Source organism: Citrobacter sp. JUb117 (assembly GCF_024809055.1).
Taxonomy (GTDB): Bacteria; Pseudomonadota; Gammaproteobacteria; order Enterobacterales; family Enterobacteriaceae; genus Citrobacter; species Citrobacter gillenii.
In genome coordinates this window covers 24,367-45,407 of the sequence record NZ_JANUFB010000009.1, presented here as the reverse complement: position 1 = coordinate 45,407, position 21,041 = coordinate 24,367, and the positions used below count along the sequence as shown (strand labels likewise).

At 54.3% G+C, this 21,041-nt stretch carries 15 protein-coding genes; 13 read left to right on the top strand and 2 right to left on the bottom strand.

Annotated features, from left to right (window positions below; translation table 11 throughout):
- Positions 1 to 78: 78 nt before the first annotated feature.
- The 4 genes from dpaL to M2374_RS18810 all read left to right on the top strand — a co-directional run bounded on the left by dpaL (position 79) and on the right by M2374_RS18810 (position 5,536).
- The gene (gene dpaL / locus M2374_RS18825; RefSeq protein WP_117343235.1) at positions 79 to 1,290 is read left to right on the top strand and encodes a diaminopropionate ammonia-lyase; all 1,212 of its coding nucleotides are present in this window, start codon (positions 79 to 81) and stop codon (positions 1,288 to 1,290) included.
- Positions 1,291 to 1,324: 34 nt separating this feature from the next.
- Positions 1,325 to 2,509 carry a YgeY family selenium metabolism-linked hydrolase gene (locus tag M2374_RS18820; RefSeq protein WP_117343219.1) on the top strand — a complete coding sequence of 395 codons (1,185 nt, stop codon included), beginning with the start codon at positions 1,325 to 1,327 and terminating at the stop codon, positions 2,507 to 2,509.
- Positions 2,510 to 2,578: 69 nt separating this feature from the next.
- Positions 2,579 to 4,171, top strand: coding sequence for an amidohydrolase family protein (locus M2374_RS18815; protein ID WP_117343220.1), 1,593 nt, complete (start codon positions 2,579 to 2,581; stop codon positions 4,169 to 4,171).
- A 78-nt stretch (positions 4,172 to 4,249) separates the two neighbouring features.
- Positions 4,250 to 5,536, top strand: coding sequence for an MFS transporter (locus M2374_RS18810; protein WP_146717357.1), 1,287 nt, complete (start codon positions 4,250 to 4,252; stop codon positions 5,534 to 5,536).
- Between the two features lie 110 nt (positions 5,537 to 5,646).
- Here M2374_RS18810 and M2374_RS18805 read toward each other — a convergent pair whose 3' ends face one another.
- Both M2374_RS18805 and M2374_RS18800 read right to left on the bottom strand, forming a co-directional pair.
- Positions 5,647 to 6,786 carry a hypothetical protein gene (locus M2374_RS18805; protein ID WP_181688844.1) on the bottom strand — a complete coding sequence of 380 codons (1,140 nt, stop codon included), beginning with the start codon at positions 6,784 to 6,786 and terminating at the stop codon, positions 5,647 to 5,649.
- 633 nt (positions 6,787 to 7,419) lie between these two features.
- The gene (locus tag M2374_RS18800) at positions 7,420 to 8,274 is read right to left on the bottom strand and encodes a MurR/RpiR family transcriptional regulator (protein WP_096756047.1); all 855 of its coding nucleotides are present in this window, start codon (positions 8,272 to 8,274) and stop codon (positions 7,420 to 7,422) included.
- A 292-nt stretch (positions 8,275 to 8,566) separates the two neighbouring features.
- Between M2374_RS18800 and M2374_RS18795 the strand changes: the two genes are divergently transcribed.
- The 9 genes from M2374_RS18795 (at position 8,567) to iolE (ending at position 21,035) form a co-directional block, all read left to right on the top strand.
- Positions 8,567 to 10,072, top strand: a complete 1,506-nt coding sequence (locus tag M2374_RS18795) for a CoA-acylating methylmalonate-semialdehyde dehydrogenase (protein WP_115257691.1) — start codon at positions 8,567 to 8,569, stop codon at positions 10,070 to 10,072.
- 11 nt (positions 10,073 to 10,083) lie between these two features.
- A complete protein-coding gene (gene iolD / locus M2374_RS18790) occupies positions 10,084 to 12,009 on the top strand; it encodes a 3D-(3,5/4)-trihydroxycyclohexane-1,2-dione acylhydrolase (decyclizing) (protein ID WP_181688845.1) in 1,926 nt (641 codons plus the stop codon).
- 340 nt (positions 12,010 to 12,349) lie between these two features.
- Positions 12,350 to 13,336 (top strand): inositol 2-dehydrogenase, encoded by a 987-nt coding sequence (gene iolG, locus M2374_RS18785; protein WP_096756050.1) that lies wholly within the window; start codon positions 12,350 to 12,352, stop codon positions 13,334 to 13,336.
- Positions 13,337 to 13,375: 39 nt separating this feature from the next.
- Positions 13,376 to 14,305 carry a substrate-binding domain-containing protein gene (locus M2374_RS18780; protein WP_096756051.1) on the top strand — a complete coding sequence of 310 codons (930 nt, stop codon included), beginning with the start codon at positions 13,376 to 13,378 and terminating at the stop codon, positions 14,303 to 14,305.
- A 176-nt stretch (positions 14,306 to 14,481) separates the two neighbouring features.
- On the top strand, positions 14,482 to 16,029 hold the full coding sequence (locus M2374_RS18775) for a sugar ABC transporter ATP-binding protein (RefSeq protein WP_096756052.1): 1,548 nt from the start codon (positions 14,482 to 14,484) through the stop codon (positions 16,027 to 16,029).
- Positions 16,030 to 16,040: 11 nt separating this feature from the next.
- Positions 16,041 to 17,069 carry an ABC transporter permease gene (locus M2374_RS18770; RefSeq protein WP_096756053.1) on the top strand — a complete coding sequence of 343 codons (1,029 nt, stop codon included), beginning with the start codon at positions 16,041 to 16,043 and terminating at the stop codon, positions 17,067 to 17,069.
- A 10-nt stretch (positions 17,070 to 17,079) separates the two neighbouring features.
- Positions 17,080 to 18,213: a Gfo/Idh/MocA family protein gene (locus M2374_RS18765; RefSeq protein ID WP_115257694.1), complete on the top strand. Its 1,134-nt coding sequence runs from the start codon at positions 17,080 to 17,082 to the stop codon at positions 18,211 to 18,213.
- 12 nt (positions 18,214 to 18,225) lie between these two features.
- Positions 18,226 to 20,130: a 5-dehydro-2-deoxygluconokinase gene (gene iolC / locus M2374_RS18760; protein WP_181688846.1), complete on the top strand. Its 1,905-nt coding sequence runs from the start codon at positions 18,226 to 18,228 to the stop codon at positions 20,128 to 20,130.
- Between the two features lie 14 nt (positions 20,131 to 20,144).
- Positions 20,145 to 21,035 (top strand): myo-inosose-2 dehydratase, encoded by an 891-nt coding sequence (gene iolE, locus M2374_RS18755; RefSeq protein ID WP_181617644.1) that lies wholly within the window; start codon positions 20,145 to 20,147, stop codon positions 21,033 to 21,035.
- The last annotated feature ends 6 nt before the right edge of the window (positions 21,036 to 21,041 follow it).

Below are 21,041 nucleotides of genomic sequence, written 5' to 3'. Positions count from 1 at the left end.
AGGGAATACCGCTCGCTTAACGCTCTCTGTATGGCACCGATTACAGGGAATGAAATATCAGGACAATGAGGTTCTATGATGCAGGAAAACTTATCGTTTTTTATCAACCAGACGCCGTTTACTGAACACCCCAATGCGCCGCTGGCGCCGTTTAGTCGCCAGGAATTGGTAAAAGCGCTGAATTTTCATCGCTCTATTCCGGGTTATGCGCCGACGCCGCTGTATTCGTTACCGGTTCTTTCGCAAAAACTGGGCGTTAAAAATATTTATCTGAAGGATGAGTCTCAGCGTTTTGGTCTCAAAGCCTTTAAAGCGCTGGGAGGTGCCTATGCGATGGCATGCCACATCGCGGAATTAGTGGGTAAGGATATCAGCGAATTACCTTTTGATGTGATGACCAGCGACGAAGTGCGCCGCGACCTGAAGACCGTGACGTTTGCTACCACGACCGACGGCAACCACGGACGCGGAGTGGCATGGATGGCGCGGCAGCTCAAGCAGAATGCGGTGGTTTACATGCCGAAAGGCTCATCTGAGCAGCGTCTGACCGCAATTCGCAATGAAGGCGCGACGGCGGAGATTGTCGATATGAACTACGACGATGCCGTGCGTATGACCGCCGAACAAGCTGAAGAACATGGCTGGATCGTGGTGCAGGATACGGCCTGGGAAGGCTATGAAAAGATCCCGCTGTGGATTATGCAAGGCTACGGCACGCTGATGCTGGAAGCGATAGATCAGCTTCACCAGGTTGCGCCAACACACGTATTCGTTCAGGCGGGCGTGGGCTCTTTTGCCGGGATGGTGCAGGGAATGGTGACGGCGGCCTGGGGGGAAAACCGTCCGAAAGTGATTGTCGCTGAGGCGTTAATTGCCGACTGCCTCTACCGTTCTGCTCTGGCTAAAGAGGGCGAGGCGGTGGCCGTTGGGGGAGATTTGCAGACCGTTATGGCAGGACTTGCCTGCGGCGAAGCCAACAGCATCGGCTGGAAACTGTTGCGTGATTATGCCGACGCATTTGCCTCCTGCCCTGATGAAGTGGCCGCGCTGGGGATGCGCATGCTGGGTAACCCATTAACGGGCGATCCCCAAATTACGTCCGGTGAATCCGGTGCTGTGACCACCGGTCTGCTGGCATTGCTAATGACCTCGCCAGCACTGGCACAGACGCGTGAACAACTGGGGCTGGATGCGCATTCTCGCGTGCTGTTGATAAGCACAGAAGGTGATACCGACCCCCAACAATATCTGGATATTGTCTGGGGCGGTCAGTACCCCGGCATTAATTAATCCATTCCTGATTGAAGTTATAACGGAGAAAACCATGTTATCTGCAAACCGTATTGAAGAAGTGATTAAGAATTGCCAGGCGCTGATCCAGCAGAAAAGTTATTCCGGTCAGGAAGGGGAAGTGGTAAATGCAATAAAAACAATGATGGAGCATTACCAGTTCGATGATATTCACGTCGATAAATACGGAAATATTGTTGGCGGTATTGTCGGCAATAAACCAGGAAAAACGCTGGTGCTGGATGGACACATTGATACTGTGCCCGTGAATCCGGAAAAGTGGACCCACAATCCGTACGGTGGCGACATTGAGGACGGTAAAATTTATGGCCGTGGCACGACGGACATGAAAGGCGCTGTGGCGGCGATGATCTCTGCCGTCGGATTTTTCGGCCAGGATAATCAGCGTGAGTTTGCCGGTAAAATCTACGTGGCTTGCATCGTACATGAAGAGTGCTTCGAAGGGATCGCCGCCCGTCTGGTCAGCGAGCGCTATAAACCTGACTATGTGATTATCGGCGAAGCATCCGAATTAAACCTGAAAATTGGTCAGCGTGGCCGCGCTGAAATTGTGGTTGAAACGTTTGGCAAACCGGCGCACTCCGCTAATCCGCAGGCAGGTATTAACGCGGTGTACAAAATGGCGCAGCTGATCGACAAAATTCGCACCATTACCCCGCCAACGCATCCGGTGTTAGGGCCTGGCATTCTCGAACTGACGGATATTAAATCGTCGCCGTATCCGGGGGCATCTGTGGTGCCAGATTACTGCCGTGCGACCTACGATCGCCGCCTGCTGGTGGGCGAAACCAAAGAAAGCGTCATTGCGCCACTGGAAAGCGCATTGGCCGAGCTGGTCGCTCAGGATCCACAATTTAAGGCCAGCGTTTCCTACGCTGTAGGCCAGGAGTCCTGCTACACCGGCGCCACCATTGAGGGTGAGCGTTTCTTCCCTGGGTGGGTTTACGAAGAGTCTGACGAGTTTGTGCAGGCCGCGCTGGCCGGCGTGCGTGCGGCAGGGTTTGAACCGACCATCACCCAGTATTCCTTTTGCACGAACGGTAGCCACTATGCGGGCGAAGCGGGCATCAAAACCATCGGTTTTGGCCCATCGCGTGAAAACCTGGCGCACACCATCGATGAGTTTATTGAAATCGATCAGCTAACCGGTTCGGCCAGCGGGTATTACAGCATTATCCAGACATTGTATCGCTATTAAAAAAATAAAGATAAAACCCTCTTACCCTACAGGCGGTGCAGTTTATCTGTACCGCAATGGAGAATTACGATGAAAACCATTTTCAAAAACGGAAATGTGATCGATGGGACGGGCAGCGAAGGCAGGATTGCCGATGTGATGGTTGATGACGGTCGTATTGTGGCGATCGGCCAAATTGATGCTGGCGTAAATGAACAGGTTATTGATGCAACAGGAAAAGTAATTTGTCCTGGCTTTATTGATACCCACACACATTCTGATTTGTCGGCAATTATTAATCCCGCGCTGTCGGCAAAAATTCGTCAGGGTATTACCACGGAATTACTCGGACAGGATGGCGTGGCACTTGCGCCGTTGCCTGAGGAATATATTCCGGCCTGGCGTAAAAATATTGCCGGACTGGATGGCGATACCGACAAAATTGACTGGAAATACAAGAATACGGACGGTTATCTCAATTTATTGGCCTCTCGTCACCCGGCCACTAACCTTGCGTATCTGGTCCCGCATGGCAATGTGCGTATGGAAGCGATGGGGCTGGATGGGCGACCTTCCACCCGTGAAGACGTGGCCAAGATGTGCGAGGTCCTCGAGCGGGAGTTAAAGGCTGGAGCATTTGGCCTGTCCACCGGGCTTATCTATATGCCGTGCGCTTTTGGCGATACCGCTGAGATGATTGCGCTGTGCAAGGTCACGGCGAAATACAACGGGATCTTCGTGGTGCATCAGCGCAGTGAAGCCGACGACATCATCAACTCCACCCAGGAACTGATCGATATCGCTAAAGCAACCGGCGTCTGGCTGCACATTTCGCATATGAAAGTTTGCGGCAAGAAAAACTGGACGCTGATTGATCGGATGCTGGGCATGCTGGAGCAGGCGCAGGAAGAGGGGATCCGCATCTCTTTCGATCAGTATCCTTACGTTGCGGGCAGCACCATGCTTGGTGTGATCCTGCCACCGTGGGTCCATTCGGGTGGAACCGACAAGCTGCTTGAACGTCTGGCCTCGCCTGAACTGCGGGAGAAGATGATCGCTGATATTCAACAGGGCATTCCGGGCTGGGATAACTTTATTGATTTCGCCGGTCTGGATCAGATTTTTGTTACCAGCGTGAAGACAGAAAAAAATCAGGATGCCGTTGGCCTGAACCTCGTCGAGTTGGGTGAACTGCGTGGTAAAGATCCGTACAACGCCACCTTTGATCTGCTGTTTGAAGAAGAAAATGCCGTTGGGATGGTCGATTTCTACGGCACGGAAGAACACGTAATTAAGTTCCTCTGCCGCCCGGAACAGAACGTCTGTACCGATGGCCTGATGGGCGCAGGTAAGCCGCATCCGCGCGTGTTCGGTGCTTTCCCTCGTGTACTGGGTAAATATGTGCGGGAAGAAGGCTGTCTGACCTGGGAATCGGCAATCCGTAAAATGACCGGAAAACCTGCCGAGGTGTTGGGCTTGCAGGATCGAGGGCTGATTAAGGTCGGTTATGCTGCGGATATTGTGATGTTCGATCCCTACACCATTACCGATAAAGGCACATTTGTTGAACCTAATCAGTATCCTGAAGGGATCGAACTGGTGATGGTCAATGGACGTATTGCTTTAATTAATGGCATAGAGAGCTATGCCTGTAGCGGTACTGTTATTAGAAAACAATACTAATAAATAACGCGCAACACGCGTTGATCTCTCGCGACCATTTATAGCCGCGAGAGATCACTACACCCCAAGGACATCACAATGAACCAACAAGCATCTTTACCTTCAGGTAAACCAAAGACCTGGAAAGCAAGATATACCGTCCTGTCATTAATCTGGCTGGCATGGCTGCTTTCTTTTCTCGACCGTATGGTGATGAGCGTTTCATTACCGTATATCGGTAAAGATTTAAATCTTGATACCACGCAACAAGGTTTAATTATTAGCGCCTTCTTTATTGGTTACGCGGCATTTCAAATTCCCGGCGGTTTATTGGCGGATAAATTTGGCTCGCGTAAAATTATGGCCATTGGCATTGCCTGGTGGTCAATTTTCACCAGCTTAACCGGTGCGGTACTGACGCTTCCTCTGATGCTGGCCGTCCGCTTCTTATTTGGCATCGGTGAAGGGTGCTTCCCGTCTGCGTCCTGGAAGATGATCTCGACCTACTTCCCGTCAAAAGAGCGTGGTCGTGCAACGGCGATTCAGTCGACGGTGAATACCTTAGGCCCGGCGCTGGCGGTGGTGGTTGCGGCGAGCATCATCGGGGCATTTGGCTGGCACATGGTCTTTATCGTGCTCGGTATTCCCGGTCTGTTTATTGCGGCGGGTATCTATTTCTTTACCCGGGACAACCCGAAAGATCACCCGGCTATTACGCAGCAGGATCTGGCGGAACTGGCGGCTGACGATCAAGGTAGCCAGCAAAGTACCCGTGCCGTTGCGTTCAAAGACGTGCTCAGAATGCCCGTGCTATGGCAGATGGCGGCTATCTGGTTCTTGTTTGATATCACCTTCTGGGGCTTCTCTACCTGGCTGCCAAGCTATTTGATCACCGTCCGTGAGTTCTCACTGGCGAAGACCGGTGTGATGGCGGCGATTCCATTCCTGTTTGGCGCATGTGGCACATTGATCGGTGGATATTGCTCCGACAAATACAAGTCGTTGCGTAAGATGTTCTACGTTGTGACATCCGTTATTGCCGCAGGTTTCCTGTATTTGACCTTTAGCGTAAGCAGCGCGGATATGGCGGTGGTTTACCAGTGTATTTCAGCACTGTTTATGTTCTTCGCCATGGCGACATTCTGGGGGATTTTGATGGACACTATTCCCAGCAACATCATGGGTCGCGCATCCGGCATCGTTAACTTTGGTGGACAAATGGCAGGGGTGGTTTCCGCACCGGTCATTGGTTGGTTAATCCAAAGCAGCGGCGGCAGCTACAACAGCGCATTTATCTTTATGATTGCGGCATTGATTTGTTCGGCAGTGGTGACGCTGACCGTGAAAAACTCCCACGCTATTGGTGCATTACCCAGTCAAGCCTGATTAATGTTTGTCTCCTGTGGCTCTGGTGTGCCAGAGTCACAGGGGGGCCGGCCGCGTTCCCTACTGATGTGTTTTGTTGTTTACGCATGACGTTCACGTGCACTGGTGCACTACATCAATCTCTTAATTGAATTCTCTAATGAAAATAACACTGGGTGTTTTAAACCACAAAAATAAGACGTAGCGTTGTTTATTTTCTCCAGGTTGGGATAGGTCATGCCGTTTCTATTTTTAGAGAAACATGCAGTATAGACATCCATATGGTTTAACACTTCAGTATTTAATGGTCTGGCCTTTGTGTATATCTCCGTGGCGAAAGCACTGCACTGACTACAGTTGCAATGACATGTGGCGTAATCAGTAGAGATGATACAATCATCATTGTCTAGGTTAAATCCTAATTTCCTTCGTCGAGTATAGGCATCCATTATTCCTCTGGCTTCATGTTTCAACAACATGTTTGCCCATTCACATCTTTTTAAATAGGGTGATAATATATAGCTCAGTAACAAGATAGTTCTTTCATTTACCGTAGGGTAGACGTTTACGGTGTTCATTTGTTTAGTTTTGATGATGAAATAGGAAGCTATTATAAAACCAAGACAGCGGGCGGTACCGATTTCCAGATCTCTATTTCGTTTGTGCGTAGTGTCATTACCGCTTAAGGGCATAAGTGAGTTTTCGAAAGCTAAAAAATCAGCAATAAACGCCATAGTTCTGATGTAGGACGGTTGATGTCCATTGTGCTGAAAAAACGCATGATGACTGCATATTAGATGAACCATTTCATGAAAAAAAACAAAGTTCATAAAAGATTTTGCTGTGTTCAGTGCGACGTCTACTGATTGAGTATCAACTCTATTGGCAATCATACATAGAGCCGTATCTGCTAATGCCGTGTGCTTAAAGATCGTGGATAAATCGAGGCTGATATTTAAGTTGTAGGTTCCTGCAACAATAATTACCCAAGAGTAGAATCTCCGGTTAATTGCAATAAATGCAGTATCATCTTTGATATTTATCTGGACTAATGGTTCATTCTCATAAACAAACCCCCAAACAGATGTTCGCACAGGGATTAAGGCGTTTTGTCCTAGCCAGGCGTTGAGTGTTAAATCAAGCTCAGTAAAAGAATACCAGGTAATATCGGTGTCAATATCTGCCGGGGAACACCAGGATTGATAAGGCCAGGAGTCAGGCATGTTATCCGGGAATATAACATTGTTTAATGATTCTCGTATTTGATTCATTTTACTCTACACCATCAATCAATTGCTTCGTTTACTACCAGCAAGGCAACATGCGTTGCAATTCTGGTATCCTGTTTCTCTCCTTAAATGATGAAAAAATGCCTGATCGAAATTGTTATCACCCGAAAGTATGAAAAAGCATATTGCTGATCTGTTTTCTGCACAACGAACGATGGTGTCCAGGCGGTTCGTTCATGGGATATTCCTGCTATATATATGCGTAAAAACAAGTGTAGGATAGTTTGTCATGGAAATAAAATTCATAAAAAATCAAACATTGGCAACATATTGAAAAATAATATTTGTTTGCATTATAAATCTTATAATATATAGGAATATGTCGTTTTCTCGTGCGGATAAGGCGCTTAACGGCTCTGGTTACCCAGCGGCGCGGTCTCGCATTCTGCGGCCCTGTGAGAGAACCGCAGTCTGACTCGGATCATGTTGAACGATGAAAGAGATAAGGCACAGGCCTATTACGCTATGCCGAACGCTCTTTGCAAGCATTGCAAGGATTAGATCAGCGCGTAAGATGATTGCGCTCGCGGCGTGCCAGATACCTGTTTATTGGACAACATGCTATCCGGCATTCGTCGCGATGGGTTCGTCCTTTCAATGGCCTGGTTGCCATACTTACCCAGCAGAACGGCTTTTTTCGTTGCTGCCATCACCTAATTTGTACGCCAGCGCTACCACTAACGATTGCACCAGACACAGCGTGGCAGACTGCGATCGAAAGGCGTCGACCTGCGCCTCTTTCACCACAAAGCAGAGATCGCTGAACGTTGCCAGCGGGCTGATCTGGCTGTCAGTAATCACAATCTGGCGAGCACCGGCATTCGCTGCCGTTTCACTGACCATGACGGTCTCTTCTGCGTAAGGCGAGAAGCTAATCGACACTACGATATCGTTCGCTTTAATGCGGTTTATCTGTTCGCGCAGCATTCCCCCCATCCCGTCGAGCAGAATAGGGCGGCACTCAAGATGGCTCAGGGCATAAGTAAGATAGGCGGCTACGCTAAATGAGCGGCGCAAACCGGCGATGTAAATCGTGTCGGCATCTGCCAACAGTTGTACTGCACGTACCAGCATTTCGGGTTCAGCGCGGGCCGCCAGCTGCTGTAAGGCCTGCGCATTCGAACGGGCAAATTCCTGCAGGATGTCCAGCGGGGTTTCCGGCACCGCTTCACTTTCCATTTCACGAAACAGTCGTGCGCGGTCGCTGTAGCTGGCGGTCTCTTCCACCAGGTTCATACGAAACAGCTGTTTCATTTCGTTGAAACCGGAGAAGTCAAAGGCATTAGCAAAGCGGATCAGCGTCGATGGTGGTACTCCGGCACGCTCGGCAATGACGGCAACCGTATCGAAGGCCACGCTATTGGTATTATCCAGCACATAGCGGGACACCTGCTGCAGCCTCTTGCTCAGGCTATCGTAGCGATCGCGGATTTGCTGCTGCAGCTCGTTCAGGCTGGTTGCTGTCGTCATTTTACCTCCTGTTACATCGTTTTATGATTCTAAACGCAAAGCCGCGTCTTTTAAATGTTGATGATTCAATTGCTGTTAAAAATGAAACAAAAGCTTCAATCCTCTCTTCGCGTGAAATACACGGATAGCCAGATTATTCTGGCAATGCTGCTTGTTAACATAAAAATCCATCCTTGATCACATTAATCAATATTTGTTTTATTTCAACTTAAAATGGAATATTTGTTTCATATATAGTACACAGAGAACAGTGTTCAGGTAACAGCCACGTATCAACAGCGAGAGGTTAAGGATGGAGACGGTAGCGAATTTTATTCACGGCGAATGTGTCACCGGTTCAGGCCAGCGTGTGCAGGCAATCTTCAACCCAGCCACCGGCGAACAAATCCGCCAGGTGGTGATGAGTACGGTACAGGAAACCGAGCAGGCCGTTGCGGCGGCGCATGAAGCCTTTCCTGCATGGGCGCGCTATTCTCCGCTAAAGCGTGCGCGAGTGATGTTCCGCTTTAAGGCTTTGCTGGAAGAGAACATGACGCGACTTGCCCGCTTAATCAGCGAAGAGCATGGCAAAGTGTTCTCTGATGCCGTCGGCGAAATCACCCGAGGTCTGGAAGTGGTGGAGTTTGCCTGTGGCATTCCTCACCTGCAAAAAGGTGAGCACTCAGCCAACGTGGGAACGGGCGTCGATAGCCACTCGCTGATGCAACCGCTCGGTGTGTGCGTAGGGATCACGCCGTTTAACTTCCCGGCGATGGTGCCGATGTGGATGTTCCCCATCGCGCTGGCGACCGGCAACACCTTTGTGCTGAAGCCGTCGGAAAAAGATCCTTCTCTGGTGCTCGAACTGGCAAAACTGCTGCAACAGGCGGGGCTGCCGGACGGTGTGTTCAACGTGGTTCAGGGCGATAAAGCGTCGGTAGACGTGCTGCTGACCGACCCGCGGGTTCAGGCCGTGAGCTTTGTCGGTTCAACCCCCATAGCCGAATACATTTATCAAACTGCATCGGCTCACGGTAAACGCTGTCAGGCGCTCGGTGGGGCAAAAAACCACTGTATTTTAATGCCGGATGCCGACATGGAGATGGCCACCAGCGCCATTATGGGCGCAGCTTATGGCGCGGCAGGGGAACGCTGCATGGCGCTTTCCGTCGTCCTGGCCGTCGGCGATAAAACGGCAGATGAACTCTGTGCCCGACTGGAACAACAGATTGCGGCGCTGCGCGTCGGGCCGGGCCTTGACCAGACGCCGGAAAATGAAATGGGACCGCTGATCTCCTCGGTGCACCGCAGTAAAGTACTCGGCTATATTGATAGCGGTGAATCTCAGGGTGCCCGTTTGCGCGTTGACGGTCGTGGCTTTAGCGTCAAAGGTCATGAGCAGGGCTACTTTGTCGGGCCGACGTTGTTCGACAAGGTCACGCCAGAGATGACCATCTATAAAGAAGAGATTTTTGGACCGGTACTTTCTGTGGTGCGGGTAGCAGATTACGCCAGTGCGGTGGAACTGATTAACCGTCATGAATATGGTAATGGCACGGCTATCTTCACCCGTGACGGCGGCTGCGCGCGTCGTTTCTGCGAAGAGGTTCAGGCCGGGATGGTTGGGGTAAACGTCCCGATCCCGGTGCCGATGGCGTTCCACAGCTTTGGCGGCTGGAAACGCTCTATCTTTGGTGCGCTTAACGTTCATGGCAACGACGGCGTGCGTTTCTACACCCGAATGAAAACCGTCACCGCACGCTGGCCGGAAATGCAGCAGGACACGGGCGCGGCGTTCTCCATGCCGACGCTGGGCTGACAGGAGGAGCTATGCAAACCGAACGTATGACCATGGCCCAGGCGCTGGTCAAATTCCTCAATCAACAATATGTCTGCGTTGATGGACATGAAACGCCCTTCGTGGAGGGCGTGGCGACCATCTTTGGTCACGGTAATGTGCTCGGAATCGGCCAGGCGCTGGAGCAGGATGCCGGGCATCTGAAGGTGATGCAGGGATGTAATGAGCAGGGAATTGCGCATATGGCGACAGGGTTCGCCAAACAGCATCGCCGACAGCGTATTTGGGCCGTGACATCGTCGGTAGGTCCCGGAGCGGCCAATATGGTGACGGCGGCGGCGACCGCCACGGCGAACCGCATTCCGCTGCTGCTGTTGCCGGGGGATGTTTACGCCAGCCGCCAGCCGGACCCGGTATTACAGCAGATTGAGCAGTATCATGATCTTAGCATCAGCACCAACGACTGCTTCCGTCCGGTCTCTCGTTACTGGGATCGTATTAACCGTCCAGAGCAGTTAATGAGCGCAATGTTAAGTGCGATGCGAACACTTACTGACCCCGCAGATACTGGCGCAGTGACGATTTGCCTGCCGCAGGATGTGCAGGGTGAGGTCTGGGAGTATCCGCTTAGCTTCTTCGCGCGCCGTGTTCACTACATTGAACGCCGACCGCCTGACCCTCAGCGTCTGGAGAGGGCCCGGGCGCTGATTGCGCGTAAACAGCGCCCGCTGGTGGTGTGCGGTGGTGGCGTGCGTTACGCCGGCGCACATGAGGCGTTTCGTACGTTTGTCGAGACGCTGCATCTGCCGTTTGCTGAAACCCAGGCCGGAAAGGGCGCGCTGGTAAGTGACCACCCACTTAACCTGGGCGGTATCGGCGTGACGGGAGGTATGGCGGCGAATCAACTGGCAACCCAGGCAGATCTGGTTATTGGCATTGGCACCCGTCTCACCGACTTTACCACCGGTTCGAAAGCCTTGTTTTCGCACCCGGACGTGGAATTTCTGCTGCTGAACGTGGCGGAATTTGACGCTTTAAAGCTGGATGCTACCGCGCTGATTGCCGATGCCCAAACCGGGTTGACCGCGTTAACGCAGGCCATGACGGCGTATCGTAGCCGTTGGGGAGATGAGATTGCTGTCGCGCAATCGGCCTGGCGCGAAGAGTGCCAGCGTTTATGGACGCGCGACTGGCGTCCTGATGATGTGCCCGAAGTGGCAGGGCATCTTGATGCGCAACTGGCGGAATATGGCGACACGCTCAACACCCGCCTGACCCAGACGCGGGTACTGGGGCTTATCAACCAGCATATTGAAGATAACGCCATTGTGGTGGGCGCGGCCGGTTCGTTACCGGGGGATTTACAGCGACTCTGGCAAGTTAAAACGCCGGACAGCTATCACCTGGAATACGGCTATTCCTGTATGGGGTACGAGATTGCCGCCGCCGTCGGGGCCAGGCTGGCAAAACCACAGCAGCCGGTGTACGCCATGGTGGGCGATGGTTCGTACATGATGCTGCACTCTGAGCTGCAAACTGCCGTGCAGGAGGGCATAAAAGTCACCATTCTGCTGTTTGATAATGCCAGCTTTGGCTGCATTAACAATCTGCAGATGGGCCATGGGATGGGCAGTTTTGCTACCGAAAATCGCCATCGCAACCCGAAAACCGGGCGGCTGGACGGGCCGCTGGTGAAGGTCGATTTTGCCCAAAATGCCGAAAGCTACGGCTGTCGTGCGTGGAAGATTCATGATGAGCAAAGCCTGCTGGCGGCACTGGCGGCATCACGTGCGCATCCCGGCCCGACGCTGCTGGACATCAAAGTACTGCCGAAAACTATGACCCATGATTACGCCTCATGGTGGCGAACCGGCGATGCGCAGATGGCTGAATCACCTGCGGTACGCCAGGCCGCAGAACAGACGCTAACGCAGCTGAAAAACGCCCGTCAGTACTGAGGTAGAGTCATGCCGGATGGCGCTGAGCTTACCCGGCCTACGGACTATGGTTAACGGCCGGATAAGGCATTAGCACCGCCATCCGGCAATCCTCCATAACGAAATTTTCATTTCATTTCTCCTGGTTTTTCACACGTTGCCCTCTTCCCGACCGGAAGAGGGCGAATTTCCCTATCTGGCACCCGTCGATGTTGTGATATTGATAACAGATTTTGTCTCACTTATCTCAAAAGTGTTAACCCGCACCCAAAAACATAATTTTCACTATTTATAAAAATGAAATAAATGTTTTATTTATGGTGTCGTTAGTTCATCGCATTCACCAACACCGGGAGCCGTTATGTTTAACATTGCTTTACTGGGCGCTGGCCGAATTGGCCAGGTACATGCAGCTAACATTGCCAGTCACAGTGCCACCACACTCTGGTCCGTTGTCGACCCGAATCAGGAATTTGCCACCCGTCTTGCCTCGCAATATCAGGCCCGTCTGCAGAGCCTGGATGAGGCGATGACTGATCCGAATGTTCATGCCGTGCTGATCGCCTCCGCCACGGATACCCACGCGGATCTGATTGAACTGGCTGCCCGTCACGGCAAGGCCATCTTCTGCGAGAAACCGGTACATCTGGACCTGGCCCGCGTTCGCGATTGCCTGAAAGTGGTCAAAGAGTACGACGTACCGCTGTTTATCGGTTTTAACCGCCGCTTCGATCCGCAGTTTCGCCGCGTGAAAACGGATGTGCTGGCCGGGCGTATCGGTAAGCCGGAATCCCTGCTGATCATTTCCCGCGACCCGTCACCGCCGCCGGCTGAATATGTCCGTGTGTCCGGCGGGATGTTCCGCGATATGACGATCCATGATTTTGATATGGCGCGTTTTATCATGGGAGAAGAGCCGGTCTCGGTATACGCCCAGGGCAGCAACCTGGTCGACCCGGCGATTGGTGAAGCCGGGGACATCGATACCGCGTTTATCGTCCTGAAATATGCCTCTGGCGCGATGGCGACCATCGTCAACAGCCGCCGCTCTGCTTACGGTTATGACCAGCGCCTGGAGCTGCACGGCTCTGAAGGGCTGCTGTGTGCGGGCAACATTCTGGAAAATCAGGTGCAGCACTATGGCAAGACCGGCTGCACCAGTGCCCTGCCGGAACATTTCTTCCTGCAACGCTACAAATCAGCTTATGCCGCGGAATGGGAACATTTTGTGGCCGTGCTGCGTGGCGAAGCGGTCCCGGATTGCAGTGGTGATGACGGTGAGCGTGCGCTGTACCTCGCGGATAAAGCGCTGGAATCCCTGCACAGCCAGCGTGAAGTTCTCCTCTGATTGTTATACCCAACCCCCCCTACACAGAGAGACATAATAATGAAAAAACTGATCTTAGCTGTCCTCATCGCCATGACCTCCGGGACAGCAATGGCTGAAAACGAACAGATCGTGTTCAGTACGCCAAACCTGGCGATGCCGTTTGAAGTCCACATGCAGCGTACGGCGGTGAAAGCCGCAAAAGAGATGGGCGTAAATCTACAGGTTCTTGACGGGCAGGGTAGCTCGCCGAAGCAGGTCGCTGACCTGGAAAACGCCATCACCCGTGGGGCGCAGGGATTTATCGTCTCCCCCAATGATGTTAACGCCGTCTCCAGCGCGGTAGATGAAATCCAGGATGCAAAACTGCCGGTTGTCACGCTTGATCGCTCCGTTGACAGCCAGAAGAAAGTGCCGCACTTCGGTGCCAACAACTACAAAGGTGGCCAGGTGATTGGCGACTTTGTGAAAACCAAATTCCCTGAAGGGGCGGACATTATTCTGCTCACCGGCCAGCCGGGATCGTCTTCCAACATTGAACGGACCAAGGGTATTCGCGACAGCCTGAAAGCGGGTGGCGAAAAGTACAAGATCGTCGCCGATCAGACGGGTAACTGGATGCGTTCTGAAGGGATGCGCATTGTTGAGAGCGTACTGCCTTCGTTGCCGAAACGTCCGCAGGTGATCCTCTCCGCTAACGACGACATGGCGCTGGGGGCCATTGAAGCGCTGCAAGCCCAGGGGATGAAACCCGGTGAAGTGCTGGTAACGGGCTTCGATGCGGTGCCGGAAGCGCTGGCGCGTGTGCGTGATGGCTGGATGGCGGTGACGGCGGATCAGCGTCCTGGCTTTGCGGTCACCACGGCGATGAGCCAGCTGGTCGCCAACGTGCGTGAGAAGAAGCCGATCACCGGCGCGGACTATCCGCCAACGCTTATCACCAAAGAGACCCTGCAGCAGGCTGAGCGTATTAACGAGGCCGGTAACTAATTTATACACGTCATCCTTCAAGCTGCCTCTGTGTTGGCTGCATCTGCTCACCCCAGTCACTTACTTGAGTAAGCTCCTGGGGATTCTCAGACTTGCCGCCTTGATGCAGCTTGAATGATTTTGTGTATATCTGGAGCCGCCGTTACGGGGGCTCACTCTAAAGGAGGAGCAGGCTGATGTCGCAACCCTTACTGAATGTGACCGACCTGGCAAAAAGTTTTTCCGGTGTCTGGGCGCTGAGCAGCGCGCAATTGACCGTTGGGGCAGGTGAGATTCACGCGCTGCTGGGTGAAAACGGCGCAGGAAAATCGACCTTGCTGAAGGCGCTGGCGGGCGCGCAGCCGCAAACTCGCGGTGATATCTGGTTCAACGGTGAAACGTTGCCGGTGGATGATTCCCCCGTTGAGCGGCAGAACAAGGGCATTATCACTATCTATCAGGAATTTAACCTGCTGCCGAATATGACCGTCGCCGAGAATATGTTCCTCGGACGTGAACCGCGCAAACGCAATCTGATTGTTGATGAAAAGGCGGTGAATCAGGAAGCGCAGGTGATTCTGGATTATCTGCAGTTGAACGTGGCGCCAACCACCGCAGTGGCCCGCCTGAGCGTGGCACAACAACAAATGGTGGAAATTGCCCGTGCGCTGACCCTCAATGCGAAGCTGATCATCATGGATGAGCCTTCTGCCGCACTGAGCGACAGCGAAGTGGAAAGCCTGCATCGGGTGGTGCGGGAGCTTAAAAGCCGCGGCGTGAGCATTATTTATGTCACCCACCGTCTACACGAAGTGTTCCAACTCTGCGATCGGTTCACCGTTTTCCAGGATGGCCGCTTTACCGGCAGCGGCGAGGTTGCCCAGACCACGGTAGAACAGCTGATCCGCCTGATGGTTGGGCGTGACGTGGCGTTTAACCGTCGCCCGCCGAGTGAAACCCATCATCAGGACAAACCTGTCCGTCTGGCGATCAAGGGACTAAGCCGCGTAAAACCGCCGCTGGATCCGCACGGCATTGCGCTGCATGACATCAGCTTTCACGTCCATGCCGGAGAAGTGTTAGGCATTGCCGGTCTGGTGGGCGCCGGGCGTACTGAAGTCGCGCGCTGTCTGTTTGGTGCCGACGCCTTTACCTCTGGCACCTTTGAACTGGATGGTGTGCCGTACCTGCCGCGCGATCCGCTGTATGCCCTGGATCAGGGCGTGGCGATGGTCCCTGAAGATCGCAAAAAAGAGGGCGCGGTGCTGGGGTTGTCGATTCGCGACAACCTGTCGCTCTCCAGCCTCTCTTCTCTGTTGCATTGGCGCTGGTTCGTCAACACCCGCAAAGAGGATGCGCTGATTGAGGCTTATCGCCAGGCGCTGCAGATCAAAATGGTCAACAGCGCCCAGGAAGTGCGCAAGCTCTCCGGTGGCAACCAGCAAAAAGTGATTCTGGCGCGCTGCATGGCGCTCAATCCCCGCGTACTGATCGTTGATGAGCCGACTCGTGGCATTGATGTCGGCACTAAATCAGAGGTGCATCAGGTGCTGTTTGAAATGGCGAAAAAGGGCGTGGCGGTGATAGTGATCTCCTCCGATCTGCCTGAAGTAATGGCGGTTTCCGACCGGATAATCACCCTGAGTGAAGGCCGGGTGACCGGCGAGATCCACGGCGATGACGCCAACGACGAGCGGCTGATGACGATGATGGCCATCAACCACAACGCCCTGAACGCGGCATAACGGAGTTTTTCATGACGCAGATGATTTCTAAAACGCAGGTTCCGGGTAAACGTGCCGGACGCCTCGATCCCATCGCCTTTTTTGAGCGCTTCGGCGTGCTGATTTTTATGATCCTGCTGCTGATTTTCTTCCAGTTGCAGAACAGCAATTTTCTCTCTGAACGTAATATTTTCAACATTCTGACCGAAGTGTCGATCTACGGGATCATGGCCGTGGGGATGACCTTTGTCATTCTGACCGCCGGGATCGACCTGTCGGTGGGGTCCATTCTCGCGGTCTGCGCCATGACCGCCGCGTATGTGATTAAAGGCGACAACTTTACCACCGTTGACCCGAACGCCTGGGGCGGCCTGAGCTGGCTGGTTGGGCTGGGGATTTGCCTTGCGATGGGGACCGCGATTGGTTTTCTGCACGGACTCGGCGTGACTCGCCTGCGCCTGCCGCCGTTTATCGTCACCCTCGGTGGGATGACCATCTGGCGCGGCCTGACGCTGGTGGTAAACGACGGAGCGCCGATCGCCGGTTTCGATGCGGGCTACCGCTGGTGGGGACGTGGCGAACTGCTCGGCATTTCCATTCCTATCTGGATCTTCGCACTGGTGGCTATCGGCGGCTATCTGGCGCTGCATAAAACCCGCTGGGGTCGCTTTGTGTACGCCATTGGCGGCAACCCGGAAGCGGCGCGTCTGGCGGGGGTCAACGTCAAACGGGTACTGGTGAGTGTGTATGTGCTGATTGGCTGTCTGGCCGGGCTGGCGGGCTTCATTCTTAGCGCGAGGTTGGGCAGCGCGGAGGCGGTGGCCGGGATCTCGTTTGAGCTGCGCGTTATCGCCTCGGTGGTGATCGGCGGAACGTCGTTAATGGGCGGATACGGGCGGATCGGCGGCACCATTATCGGCTCAATCATCATGGGTATTCTGATTAACGGCCTGGTCCTAATGAACGTCTCGGCTTACTACCAGCAAATTATTACCGGGTTAATTATCGTTCTGGCGGTGGCGTTCGACACCTATGCCAAGAGCCGTCGCGGCGCATTGTGAGGGATAAATAATGAAAGAGGTACGCATTGGATTGATTGGCACCGGGTATATCGGCAGGGCGCACGCCATTGCCTATGCCCAGGCGCCGACGGTGTTCAACCTGCGCGGCAAGCTGGTGCGCGAAATGGTCGCCGAAGTCACGCCGGAGCTGGCGGCGCAGCGGGCGCAGGCGTTTGGCTTTAACCGTTCAACCGGGGACTGGCGCGCGCTGGTGGCAGACCCTGCCATCGATGTGGTGGATATTTGTTCGCCCAATCATTTGCACAAAGAGATGGCGCTGGAGGCGATTCGCCACGGCAAGCACGTCTACTCGGAAAAGCCGCTGGCGCTCAATGCGCGTGACGCTCACGAGATGGTTGAAGCGGCGAAGCGGGCCGGGGTGAAAACGCTGGTGGGGTTTAATTACATGAAAAACCCGACGGCGAAGCTGGCGAAAGAGATCGTCGAGCGCGGTGAGATTGGTGAGGTGATCCACTTCTACGGCACCCACAACGAAGACTATATGGCAGACCCACTTTCGCCCATTCACTGGCACTGTTTTAAAGAGACCGCAGGGCTGGGAGCGCTCGGCGATCTGGCTGCGCATATCGTCAACATGGCCCAGTATCTGGTCGGTGATATTCAGCAGGTCTGCGGTGATTTGAAAATTGTGGTGCCGGAACGCCCGGCGCAGGCCGGTTCATCGCAAAAGGTGGCGGTAGAAAACGAAGATCAGGCGCACGCGATGGTGCGTTTTGCGGGCGGTGCACAGGGCGTGATTGAAACTTCTCGCGTCGCCTGCGGGCGCAAAATGGGGCTTTCGTATGTGATAACCGGGACCAAAGGGACCATCAGTTTTACCCAAGAGCGTATGGCGGAACTGAAGCTCTATCTGCATGACGATCCGGTGAATCGCCAGGGATTTCGTACGCTGCTGGTGGGGCCTGCGCATCCGGACTATGCCGCATTTTGCCTGGGGGCGGGGCACGGTATCGGCTTTAACGACCAGAAAACGGTGGAAGTGCGTGATCTGGTCGACGGCATCGCCGCCGATGTGCCGATGTGGCCGGACTTCGAAGAGGGCTGGAAGGTGTCGCGCGTGCTGGACGCCATTGCGCTCTCACACCGGGAAGGCCGCTGGCTGAACGTGAACGATATTGTCTGAAGAGGTATCAACGTGGAAAAGCAGTTTGATGTGATATGCATGGGCCGCGTGGCGGTTGACCTCTACAGCCAGCAGATTGGTGCGCGTCTGGAGGATGTTTCCAGTTTTGCTAAATACCTTGGCGGCTCGTCAGGTAATGTGGCTTACGGCACGGCGCGCCAGGGGCTGCGCTCGTCAATGCTGGCGCGCGTAGGTGACGAGCATATGGGCCGTTTTCTGCGCGAAGAATTACACCAGGTAGGATGCGATACCAGCCACCTGATAACGGATAAAGAACGCCTGACGGCGCTGGTGCTACTCGGCATTAAAGACCGGGACACCTTTCCTCTCATTTTTTACCGTGACAACTGCGCGGATATGGCGATTGTCGCCAGCGATGTGGATGAACAGTACATCGCGTCTGCCCGCTGTCTGGCCATCACCGGGACCCATCTTTCGCACCCGCAAACCCGCGACGCGGTGCTGACCGCGCTCGAATATGCCCGCCGTCACGGTGTGCGTACGGCACTGGATATCGACTATCGCCCGGTGCTATGGGGGCTGACCTCATTAGGCGACGGCGAAACCCGCTTTATTGCCGCCGAGCAGGTAACGCGACAGTTGCAGGACGTACTGCATCTTTTTGATGTGATTGTCGGTACCGAGGAGGAGTTTCATATTGCCGGTGGCAGCACCGATACGCTGCAGGCGCTGGCACAGGTGCGGGCAGTGAGTAAGGCGACGCTGGTCTGCAAACGTGGGGCGCTCGGCTGTTCGGTATACACCGACGCCATTCCACCGCGACTGGATGACGGTCTGACGGTGACCGGCGTGCGCGTGGAGGTGCTCAATGTGCTGGGCGCGGGCGATGCGTTTATGTCCGGCCTGCTGCGTGGCTACCTTAACGATGAAGGCTGGGAGCAGGCCTGTCGCTATGCTAACGCCTGCGGCGCACTGGTGGTATCGCGCCACGGTTGCGCCCCGGCCATGCCGAGCAAACTGGAGCTGGATGATTATTTATCTCGGGCTGACACGGTGCCACGCCCGGATATCGACCCGCGTCTTAACCATCTGCACCGCGTCACCACGCGTCGTCGGGAATGGCCGGAACTGTGCGTGATGGCCTTCGATCACCGCAGCCAGCTTGAAGAGATGGCCTTGCAGTGTGGCGCTTCGCTAAAACGCATCCCGGCACTAAAACAGCTGATCTTACAGGCCAGCCGGGAAGCGGCGAGTTGTGCCGGGCTGGATGGCAAAGCCGGGCTGTTGTGTGACGGCACGTTTGGTCAGGATGCGCTGAATGCCATCACCGGTGAAGGGTGGTGGATAGGCCGCCCCATCGAACTGCCGGGCTCGCGTCCGCTGGAGATGGAGCACGGCAATATCGGCACGCAGCTGATCAGCTGGCCGCAGGAACACGTGGTGAAATGCCTGGTCTTTTTCCATCCGGAAGATGCTCACGTCTTGCGTCTGGAGCAGGAGCAAAAAGTCGCGGAGGTGTACCACGCTTGCTGCCAGTCCGGGCATGAACTGCTGCTGGAAGTGATCCTGCCCGCCAGCATGCCACGCAGCGATGAGCTCTATCTGCGCGCCATTTCCCGCTTTTATAACCTGGGGATTTACCCCGACTGGTGGAAGCTACCGCCGCTCTCTTCTGCGGGCTGGACGGCGCTGAGCGAGATCATTGCACGTCGCGATCCGCACTGCCGTGGGGTAGTCATTTTAGGGCTTGATGCGCCGGCCGATCAGCTCCGTGCTGATTTCAAAGCCGCTGCGGGTCAGGCGCTGGTGAAAGGGTTTGCCGTGGGACGGACATTATTTGGCGATGCCTCCCGCGCCTGGCTGAAACACGATATCGACGATGCGCAGCTAGTGGCGCGTATTCGGGACAACTACCTGCAGCTTATCGCCTGGTGGCGCGAGCGCGGACACGCATAATTCAGGAGAAGAGAATGACGGTACAATTAGGCATTAATCCACTGACATGGACCAACGACGATCTTCCTTCACTTGGCGCTGAGACTTCGCTTGATACCTGTCTGAGCGAAGGCAAAGAGGCCGGGTTTGCCGGGTTCGAGCTGGGTAATAAATTCCCGCGTGAAGCGCGCTTGCTGGGGCCGATCCTACAACGCCACGACCTGCAGCTGGTTTCCGGCTGGTATTCCGGTCGTCTGTTGGAGCGCAGCGTGGAGGAGGAAATTGCCGCCGTGCAGTCACACCTGACGCTGCTACGTGAGCTGGGTGCGAAGGTGCTGGTGTTCGCTGAAGTGAGCGGCTGCATTCATGGCGAGCAGCAGACGCCGGTTCATCTGCGTCCGCGATTCCCGCAGGAGCGCTGGCAGGAATACGGCGAGAAGCTGAGCGAGTTTGCCCGCTATACCCAGCAGCAGGGCGTACAGATTGCCTATCATCACCATATGGGGACAGTGATTGAGTCCGCTGAGGATGTGGATAATCTGATGACGCATACTGGCAATGAGGTGGGATTGCTGCTGGATACCGGCCATCTGACATTTGCCGGTGCAGACCCGTTGGCGGTGGCGCAGCGCTGGGCATCGCGTATTAATCATGTTCACTGTAAAGATGTGCGGGCCGACGTGCTGGCCGACGTGAAAAACCGTAAAACCAGCTTCCTCGACGCGGTACTGAGCGGCGTCTTCACCGTACCAGGCGACGGTTGCGTGGACTACCCGCCGATAATGGCGCTGCTAAAGGCAAATCAGTATCAGGGTTGGCTGGTGGTGGAGGCAGAGCAGGATCCGGCTATTGCGCATCCGCTGACCTATGCACGTCTGGGCTATAACAATCTTAGCCGTCTGGCGCGGGATGCCGGGCTTATCTGAGGAGGC

Coding starts and splice junctions, on each gene's coding strand:
- M2374_RS18805 (WP_181688844.1), bottom strand. CDS start 6,786: ATGAATCAAATACGAGAATCATTAAACAATGTTATATTCCCGGATAAC.
- M2374_RS18780 (WP_096756051.1), top strand. CDS start 13,376: ATGAAAAAACTGATCTTAGCTGTCCTCATCGCCATGACCTCCGGGACA.
- M2374_RS18810 (WP_146717357.1), top strand. CDS start 4,250: ATGAACCAACAAGCATCTTTACCTTCAGGTAAACCAAAGACCTGGAAA.
- M2374_RS18765 (WP_115257694.1), top strand. CDS start 17,080: ATGAAAGAGGTACGCATTGGATTGATTGGCACCGGGTATATCGGCAGG.
- M2374_RS18820 (WP_117343219.1), top strand. CDS start 1,325: ATGTTATCTGCAAACCGTATTGAAGAAGTGATTAAGAATTGCCAGGCG.
- dpaL (WP_117343235.1), top strand. CDS start 79: ATGCAGGAAAACTTATCGTTTTTTATCAACCAGACGCCGTTTACTGAA.
- M2374_RS18795 (WP_115257691.1), top strand. CDS start 8,567: ATGGAGACGGTAGCGAATTTTATTCACGGCGAATGTGTCACCGGTTCA.
- M2374_RS18775 (WP_096756052.1), top strand. CDS start 14,482: ATGTCGCAACCCTTACTGAATGTGACCGACCTGGCAAAAAGTTTTTCC.
- M2374_RS18815 (WP_117343220.1), top strand. CDS start 2,579: ATGAAAACCATTTTCAAAAACGGAAATGTGATCGATGGGACGGGCAGC.
- M2374_RS18770 (WP_096756053.1), top strand. CDS start 16,041: ATGACGCAGATGATTTCTAAAACGCAGGTTCCGGGTAAACGTGCCGGA.
- iolE (WP_181617644.1), top strand. CDS start 20,145: ATGACGGTACAATTAGGCATTAATCCACTGACATGGACCAACGACGAT.
- iolG (WP_096756050.1), top strand. CDS start 12,350: ATGTTTAACATTGCTTTACTGGGCGCTGGCCGAATTGGCCAGGTACAT.
- M2374_RS18800 (WP_096756047.1), bottom strand. CDS start 8,274: ATGACGACAGCAACCAGCCTGAACGAGCTGCAGCAGCAAATCCGCGAT.
- iolD (WP_181688845.1), top strand. CDS start 10,084: ATGCAAACCGAACGTATGACCATGGCCCAGGCGCTGGTCAAATTCCTC.